Source organism: Bacillus sp. P4_D3 (assembly GCF_056401855.1).
In genome coordinates, this window is sequence record NZ_JBFUIN010000263.1 from 1 (window position 1) to 4,379 (window position 4,379).

Here is a 4,379-nt window from a genome sequence, read left to right on the forward strand (position 1 = left end):
ACATAAACAATTTTTCCTAGGGAAAAGTTTCGATACATTTTGTCCAATGGGACCGTATTTAATTCATAAATCGATGGTTAGAACGCCGAATGCATTACACATTGAAACAGTGGTAAATGGAGAAGTAAGGCAAACTTCAAATACGAGAGAAATGATTTTTTCAGTAGAAGAAATTATTTCAACTATAAGTAAAGGTATGACATTAGAGCCAGGAGATATCATTGCAACAGGGACACCAGCTGGTGTTGGTAAAGGTTTTACACCACCGAAGTTTTTGCATGCTGGTGATGAAGTTGTTGTTACAGTAGAGGGAATTGGTACGCTAAGAAATATAGTGAAATGAGAAAAGAGCTATCTTGTGAAAAGATAGCTCTTTTCTATGGGCGTGGATTAACGGAGTAATCTATAATGGCGAAAATATACAATCCGATTAATGCTAAAGTGCAAATTCCAATTAGCATAACTGCAAGTGCGCTTCTCTCACGGCCAAAACCGATAACTGTAAGGAAAACAGCAGCCCAAAATGATGTTTTAAGTAGTGTGAATGTATTAGGAGTTGAATAATGACTGAGTAGAGTTGTAGATAATATGAAGCCGATGAATGTCATAGAAATAAAAATTGTAGCTAAATGGTTAATGTGTTTACCGTATTTCAAAAGCATACAGTTACCCCCTTTTTAACGAAAAACAGAATATTCAATTTTATTTTACGGTAAATTACTAAAAAAAGAAAGAGGTTGTCCTATATTTAGGACAACCTCACTATGATTAAGATAGTACAGCTTTAATTTTTTGGAATGCCCACTCTAAGTCTTCTTCAGAGATTACTAGAGGTGGTGCAATACGAATTACGTTTTCGTGTGTTTCTTTACATAATAGCCCAGCTGCTTTTAGTTGTTCACAGTAAGGACGAGCTGCCTCGTTTAATTCGATACCGATGAATAAACCTTTACCGCGAATATCAGTAATCATTGGGTTATCAATTTCTTTTAATTGCCCAACTAGTTTTTCTCCTAATTGAAGAGAACGCTCTGTTAATTTTTCTTCTTCTAATACTTCAAGAGCTGCGATAGAAACAGCACATGCAAGTGGGTTACCACCGAATGTAGAACCGTGAGAACCTGGCTCGAATACGCCTAAAATGTCGCTGTTTGCTGCAACACAAGAGATTGGGAATACGCCGCCGCCAAGTGCTTTACCAAGTATGTACATGTCAGGAGTTACATTGTCCCAGTCGCAAGCAAATACTTTACCAGTACGGCCTAAGCCTGTTTGGATTTCATCTGCTACGAATAAAACGTTTTCTTTTTTACATACTTCAAAAGCTTCTTGTAAGAAACCAGCTGGTGGAATGTTAATTCCTGCTTCACCTTGAATTGGCTCTAAAATGAATGCAGCTGTATTTGGTGTAATCGCAGCTTTTAACGCTTCTAAATCACCGTAAGGAATTACAATAATGCCAGGAAGCATTGGACCGAAGCCGCGCTTGTACTCTTCGTTTGATGACATAGAAACAGCACCCATTGTACGTCCGTGGAAGTTATCTTCACAAACGATGATTTCTGCACGGTTTGCCTCTACCTTTTTCACATCGTAAGCCCAGCGACGAGCTGTTTTAATTGCAGTTTCAACAGCCTCTGCGCCTGTATTCATAGGAAGTACCATATTTTTATTTGTTAGTTTCGCAACTTTTTCGTACCAAGGACCTAATTGATCGCTATGGAAAGCACGAGAAGTTAACGTAACTCGATTAGCTTGGTCAATTAAAGCGTTAATGATTTTTGGATGACGATGACCTTGGTTTACTGCAGAATATGCACTTAATAAGTCCATATAGCGGTTTCCTTCAGGATCTTCTACCCAAACGCCTTCTGCTTTAGAAATAACGATTGGAAGTGGATGGTAGTTATTTGCCCCGTATGTGTCTGTAAGTTCGATAATATCTTTAGTTTGAATCATGATTGTTCCCCCTTTTGTTATTACMAGAAGTTTGTAAATACTCTAAATATTATATCATTTAAATATAAAAAAGCGAAACATTTCCTGAAAATAAATGAACATGTTATCATATAGAGTGAAAAAGTGTGAAAAGAGGAGGCAGGGATACGATGGTACATATGCATATTACAGCATGGGCATTAGGATTAATTTTATTCTTCGTTGCGTATTCACTTTATTCAGCAGGAAGAAAAGGTAAAGGTGTACATATGGGGCTTCGCCTTATGTACATTATCATTATTGTGACAGGTTTCATGTTGTACATGAGTATTGTGAAGACGGCAACAGGTAGCATGCACATGTGGTACGGCATGAAAATGTTAGCGGGTATTTTAGTTATCGGTGGTATGGAAATGGTTCTTGTAAAAATGAGCAAGAACAAGGCAACAGGGGCAGTTTGGGGATTATTTATTGTCGCGCTAGTAGCGGTATTTTATCTTGGATTGAAATTACCAATTGGCTGGAAAGTATTTTAATTAAAAATAAAACCACCTTATGATCTCAAATGTTTGGGAGATAAGGTGGTTTTTTTATTTTATGTCGCATCGAGATGCAACTCTTCTCCGTTTACTTTCGTAAATCGTAAAATATTTTTATTAGAGGAAGAGTGGCGTACGAAATGGTGCTGCAATGTACAAATCATTTCGTCGTTATCGAACAAAAGAATATTTACTCCTTCGCATGCTTCATCTTTCGGTAAGAATGATAAATAATTATGACAATACATGCAATCATATAAAGAGTAATTAAGCGATTGCAATGATTCGGTTAATAATGTAAAGACAGAGTCAGGTAACTCTTCAAGCCATTCATGATAGCTAAGAAGTAATTTTTTTCGAATTCGTATCATTTCCCCGTTTTGGAGAGAATGTTGTTCATTTGCAATTTGTAATATGTCTTGTTCATAAAAACGAGCTGGTAGCCAATTGTTGTTATATAAAATTTCAAAACCATCTTCGGCAATATCTTCTAATAGAAAAGCCTCATCATTTTCATCATCAAAGAATACCCATTCATTGTTTATATATTCGACATTACCGACTGTATGAGCGCGCGGTTGGTTATACAAAATATGTTTGCGTTGTACCATAGTTCATTTCTCCTTTTATAGAAATAGTTATTCTTGTTATGGACAGTTCGCACGTTCTTTATAACTAGACACACCTAAAGAGAGATGGGCATACAATAAAACACGCTTTACACTGTGAAACTGCTATTTCATATATGGATAGTTAGTTATCGTCAAGTTTGTTGTTTTTATGTATCCGCACTCATAGGGTGGGGATTACTGCACGTTCAGAAACAGATATTAGATTAGGAAGGATGATTTTATGTGCGGGATTACAGGATGGGTGGATTATAAACGCTCATTAGAAGGGGAAAGGGACATCGTGACGAAGATGGCGGAAACGCTAGCGAAACGCGGTCCGGATGATAATAAAGTTTGGATTAAAGGGAACGTCGCATTTGGGCATAAACGGTTAATCGTTGTAGATCCTGAAGGTGGTAAACAACCCATGACTTGTTTGAAAGATGAAACTAGTTATGCGATTTGCTATAACGGAGAGCTCTACAATACAGAAGATATTCGCAAAGAGTTATTAAGAAGAGGTTATACATTTAAAGGGCATTCCGATACAGAAGTACTATTGGCCTCTTATATTGAATGGAAAGAAGAATGTGTCGCTCATTTAAACGGTATATATGCGTTTGCAGTATGGGATGAGAAAAATGAACGAGTCTTTATTGCGAGAGATAGATTAGGTGTAAAACCGCTTTTTTATAAATATGATAGCGGACGATTATTATTTGGTTCAGAGTTAAAAGCGATACTAGCGCATCCAGATGTGAAGGCGGAAGTAACGTTAGAAGGATTATCGGAAATATTCGGCCTTGGACCATCTAGAACGCCTGGTCACGGTATATATGCTGGTATTCAAGAACTGCGTCCGGGTCATGCGATGACGTTCTCAAAAGACGGTTTATGCATATGGAGATATTGGAATGTGGAAAGTAAAAAACATGAAGATTCATTTGAAGAAACAGTAGAGAAAACTCGTTTTTTATTACAAGATGCGATTACGAGACAATTAGTTTCTGACGTACCACTATGCACTTTTTTATCAGGCGGTGTAGATTCAAGTGCTATAACAGCAATAGCTGCAAAAGAGTATGAAAGATCAGGAAAAGGGCAATTACACACGTATTCTGTTGACTATGAAGATAACGAAAAATACTTTAAAGCGAATGCGTTTCAGCCGAATTCAGATGCTCCATTTATTAATTTAATGACAGAGACCTTTCAAACAATCCACCATCGCTGCGTCATTTCTAATGAACAACTAGCACAGTATTTAACAGAAGCAGTACTCGTTCGTGAT

Annotated in this window: 6 protein-coding genes; 3 read left to right on the plus strand and 3 right to left on the minus strand. The window is 37.1% G+C overall.

Features of this window, described 5'->3' with window-relative positions; translation table 11 throughout:
* Positions 1-343: fumarylacetoacetate hydrolase family protein (locus tag AC1DTM_RS18850; protein WP_477000643.1), on the plus strand; the 343-nt coding region annotated here is incomplete at its 5' end.
* Between the two features lie 34 nt (positions 344-377).
* Here the strand turns inward: AC1DTM_RS18850 and AC1DTM_RS18855 are convergent.
* Complete coding sequence (locus AC1DTM_RS18855) at positions 378-662, minus strand: hypothetical protein (protein ID WP_016104154.1); 285 nt, start codon at positions 660-662, stop codon at positions 378-380.
* A gap of 106 nt (positions 663-768) precedes the next feature.
* On the minus strand, positions 769-1,959 hold the full coding sequence (rocD, locus tag AC1DTM_RS18860; protein ID WP_002149886.1) for an ornithine aminotransferase: 1,191 nt from the start codon (positions 1,957-1,959) through the stop codon (positions 769-771).
* Between the two features lie 149 nt (positions 1,960-2,108).
* Between rocD and AC1DTM_RS18865 the strand changes: the two genes are divergently transcribed.
* On the plus strand, positions 2,109-2,474 hold the full coding sequence (locus AC1DTM_RS18865; RefSeq protein WP_002201404.1) for a YisL family protein: 366 nt from the start codon (positions 2,109-2,111) through the stop codon (positions 2,472-2,474).
* A gap of 59 nt (positions 2,475-2,533) precedes the next feature.
* On the opposite strand, the gene AC1DTM_RS18870 is transcribed toward AC1DTM_RS18865, so the two are convergent.
* Positions 2,534-3,088, minus strand: coding sequence for a DUF2777 domain-containing protein (locus AC1DTM_RS18870; RefSeq protein WP_002202804.1), 555 nt, complete (start codon positions 3,086-3,088; stop codon positions 2,534-2,536).
* Between the two features lie 241 nt (positions 3,089-3,329).
* Between AC1DTM_RS18870 and asnB the strand changes: the two genes are divergently transcribed.
* The coding region (gene asnB, locus AC1DTM_RS18875; RefSeq protein ID WP_477000644.1) for an asparagine synthase (glutamine-hydrolyzing) at positions 3,330-4,379 on the plus strand (1,050 nt) is incomplete at its 3' end.

Bases quoted from the DNA above. Each gene is read 5' to 3' on its own strand.
- AC1DTM_RS18855 (WP_016104154.1), bottom strand. From the start codon at position 662: ATGCTTTTGAAATACGGTAAACACATTAACCATTTAGCTACAATTTTT.
- rocD (WP_002149886.1), bottom strand. From the start codon at position 1,959: ATGATTCAAACTAAAGATATTATCGAACTTACAGACACATACGGGGCA.
- AC1DTM_RS18865 (WP_002201404.1), top strand. From the start codon at position 2,109: ATGGTACATATGCATATTACAGCATGGGCATTAGGATTAATTTTATTC.
- AC1DTM_RS18870 (WP_002202804.1), bottom strand. From the start codon at position 3,088: ATGGTACAACGCAAACATATTTTGTATAACCAACCGCGCGCTCATACA.